This window comes from Vibrio sp. S11_S32 (assembly GCF_014694465.1).
Lineage (GTDB): Bacteria > Pseudomonadota > Gammaproteobacteria > Enterobacterales > Vibrionaceae > Vibrio > Vibrio algicola.
Genome location: NZ_JAAUWS010000102.1, coordinates 1 through 2,428, shown reverse-complemented (window position 1 = coordinate 2,428; position 2,428 = coordinate 1). Strand labels below are relative to the sequence as shown.

Sequence of the window (2,428 nt, the reverse complement as noted above, 5' to 3'; positions counted from 1 at the left end):
CTATTCCGGCAAGTACCCAAAAGTGACGGAGTGCTTAACAAAAGATAAAGAAGAAATGCTCGCATTTTATGACTTTCCAGCAGAGCATTGGACGCATATTAGAACAAGTAATCCAATCGAATCAACGGTAAGCGCCCCATAAACCCCACATTTTAATTGAACCTTGCGAACCATAAAATCAGATCTCCAATCTTTAGGAGATCTGAATATGGCAAAACCCAAACGGCGCACCACTCAAGAATGGCAATCCCTGCTAGAACAATACGAATCGGCGCATTTATCGCAGAAGGTATTCTGCGAACGTCATGGACTGAGCCTTTCTACTTTTCATGCAAAACGCCAACAATTAGGGCGGACTGAGGAAACAAATCATAGTAGTTTTATGAAAGCTGAAATTGTTGAAACCAGAACACATTATCAAGCATCACAAACTCCTGTCGCCAATATGATATTATCTGTAAATCATATTGAACTGAGCGTACCGCAAGGTACGCCTGTCGCTTACCTTGCAGAACTTATTGGAGCATTAGCATGAAACAAATGCTCAACGCACCCAATATTTATTTGTATCGAGAGTATGTCGATTTTAGAAAATCCATTAATGGCCTTGCGGCCATTATCGAATCTGATACCAATTTCCCTTTAAGTTCTGGAGCACTATTCCTGTTTACTAATAAGCATCGCGATAAAATCAAAGTCTTATATTGGGATAAAACAGGCTTTGCACTGTGGTATAAACGACTGGAAAAAGCCAAGTTCAAATGGCCTAATCATGAAAAAAAACAGGTATTTCCACTTACTTATTTTGACTTAGAACAACTGTTATCTGGCTTTACTATAATTGGCCATAAACCAATAAACATCGATAGTTTTACAATGAGTTAATCCAAATAACAGTAAGAAAAACCAAGGTTTTTCATGGCATATTTAGTATAATTAACCCATGAAAAAGATGACCGATATTAACCCTGAAAGCCAAAGTGTCACCGAGCTGCAAGCGATGGTGAAGGCTTTAATGTCGGAGCGACAATCCTTAATTGAACAATTTAAACTGGCGCTTGATCGCCAGTTTGCTAAACGCTCAGAATCATTGAAACCTTATGATGAAGCACAAGGCGACCTCTTTAATGAGGTCGAGTGTGAAGCGGCCAAAGTGGAAGAGGATGTTATCACTACCACAACAACGAGCACTAAAAAACGTGGTAAACGTCAAGCATTACCAAAAGGCTTACCTCGTGAAACCCTTCTTCTAGATCTTGATGAACATGATAAACAATGCCCATGTTGTCAGCATGTTCTTCACCGGATCGGTGAAGACCGCAGTGAAAAGTTAGAATTTACCCCAGCGATATTAAAAGTGCTTGAGATAGTTCGTCCGAAGTACGCTTGTCGTCAATGCGAAGAGAAATCTGAAACAAGCCAAATCCATCAGCATCCAACTCCATATAGCATCATCCCTAAAAGCTTTGCAACAGAAAGCTTACTGGCCAATATCATTTTAGGGAAATACCAATACGCGCTGCCATTATACCGTCAAGAAACCTTGTTCAATCAATCTGGTATCGACTTGTCGAGAACGACAATGGCAAGATGGGTAATCCAAGTAAGTGAGAAATTTAAACCACTGTACCAAGCATTGAAAAACCACTTGCTAGAGCAAGTGGTCATTCAAGCGGATGAAACACCGCTCAATGTACTTAAAGAAAATAAACAATGTTATATGTGGCTATATTGCTCAGGAGCAGATTCCCCACAGGCAGCATTAGCAGAGACAAAAAATATCGTCTTGTTCGACTATCAAAATAGTCGAGCGAGAGTGTGCCCTATGGATTTTTTAGGGAATTACTCTGGTTATCTGCAAAGTGATGGCTATGGGGCATATGATGGTTTATCCAAAGTAGTTAATGTTGGATGCCTTGCTCACGCTCGTCGAAAATTTATGGATGCTAAAAAGCTTCAAGGAAAAGGTAAGGCAGGCAAAGCAGATATGGCGTTGGCTCAAATCCAAAAGCTGTACGCACTTGAGTCAAGATTGAAAACAGGATCGGTTGAAAAGCGGTGGGCAGAGAGACAGCAACATGCCAAGCCTATGCTGGATAAATTCTATGTGTGGTTAACCACGCAAAAAGTTATCGGATCCAGTCCCTTAGGGAAAGCGATTAAGTATACCTTAGGCCAATGGCCTAAGCTGGTTCGTTACATTGATGACGGTCATTTATCTATCGATAATAACCGAGCAGAGCGAGCAATAAAATCGCTGGTGATAGGTAGAAAGAATTGGTTATTTTCCAACAATAAAAAGTAAGCGCCCCATAAACCCCACATGTTCATTTATTTTTGCGAATCATAAGATCAGATCTCAAACTATTAGGAGATTTGAATATGGCACAACGACACACTAATCAAGAATGGCAATCTCTGCTCGAGC

Annotated in this window: 2 protein-coding genes and 2 pseudogenes; all 4 read left to right on the top strand. The window is 40.4% G+C overall.

Features of this window, described 5'->3' with window-relative positions:
• Window positions 1–127, top strand: a pseudogene (locus HC723_RS16665) (transposase); the annotation flags it as partial.
• 81 nt (window positions 128–208) lie between these two features.
• A complete protein-coding gene (tnpA, locus tag HC723_RS16660) occupies window positions 209–535 on the top strand; it encodes an IS66 family insertion sequence element accessory protein TnpA (RefSeq protein ID WP_190339883.1) in 327 nt (108 codons plus the stop codon).
• Entirely contained in the window at window positions 532–885 is a 354-nt protein-coding gene (gene tnpB / locus HC723_RS16655; RefSeq protein ID WP_190339882.1) for an IS66 family insertion sequence element accessory protein TnpB, read from the top strand. The genes tnpA and tnpB overlap by 4 nt, the downstream gene beginning before the upstream one ends.
• 58 nt (window positions 886–943) lie before the next feature.
• A pseudogene (gene tnpC / locus HC723_RS16650) lies at window positions 944–2,296 on the top strand (IS66 family transposase); the annotation flags it as partial.
• Between the last annotated feature and the right edge of the window lie 132 nt (window positions 2,297–2,428).

Excerpts from the sequence above, each read along its gene's own strand:
- tnpA (WP_190339883.1), top strand. The coding sequence starts at position 209 with ATGGCAAAACCCAAACGGCGCACCACTCAAGAATGGCAATCCCTGCTA.
- tnpB (WP_190339882.1), top strand. The coding sequence starts at position 532 with ATGAAACAAATGCTCAACGCACCCAATATTTATTTGTATCGAGAGTAT.